Raw genomic sequence first — 772 nt, forward strand, 5'->3', positions numbered from 1 at the left:
TTTGGCTATGCTGGAACAATCGCTGCAATTGGCTATACAACAGCAAGTCGAGCAACGACTCAAAGGAGATGGCTATACACCTCCGGCTGGTTCAACAGGTAGCACATTTACATTGGATTCGATTAAAGGCATGTCGCCAAACGAGATTAATCAGCATTGGGATCAAGTCAAACAAGCATTACAAAACAAACAATAATAAACGAAAAGGACAAGGTGATTAGATATGTCAGTACAACATTTTATTCCTACCATTTGGAGCGCACGTTTAAATGAAAGTTTGAAGAAGAATTTGGTGTACGGGAATGTGGTCAACACCGATTATGAAGGTGAGATTAAAGGTCAGGGTTCCACAGTGAAAATTAATTCGATTGGAGCGGTGACGATTGGCAACTATGACAAGGTAGCTGGAATCGGTAATCCACAGGAACTAGATGCTACGCAAAAAACGTTGGTGATTGATCAGGCGAAGTATTTCAACTTTCAAGTGGATGATGTAGATGCTGCCCAAGCGAATGTGAATCTGTTGGATGGTGGGATCGTGGAAGCTTCGTATGGGCTTGCTAATGTGGTGGATCAGTATCTTGCTGGATTCTACACAGAGGTCAAAGCTGAGAATACGATGGGTAACGATGCAACGCCAATAATTCCAAGCAAAGATACAGCCTATGAGTTACTGATTGATCTTGGCGTGATGATGGATGAGAACAATGTACCTGAAACGGAACGTTTTGTGGTAGTTCCTGCATGGTACTATGGCTTGCTGCTGAAGGAT

Annotated in this window: 1 protein-coding gene and 1 pseudogene; both read left to right on the forward strand. The window is 42.7% G+C overall.

Translation table 11 applies throughout. The features are described from left to right. A pseudogene (locus ACIFQM_RS24715) lies at positions 1-196 on the forward strand (DUF4355 domain-containing protein); the annotation flags it as partial. 27 nt (positions 197-223) lie between these two features. Further along, positions 224-772, forward strand: a 549-nt coding sequence (locus tag ACIFQM_RS24720; RefSeq protein ID WP_430066379.1) for a P22 coat protein - protein 5 domain protein, incomplete at its 3' end; no start/stop codon positions are given.

It is taken from the genome of Paenibacillus sp. NRS-1782 (genome assembly GCF_050467685.1).
Taxonomy (GTDB): Bacteria; Bacillota; Bacilli; order Paenibacillales; family Paenibacillaceae; genus Paenibacillus; species Paenibacillus terrae_A.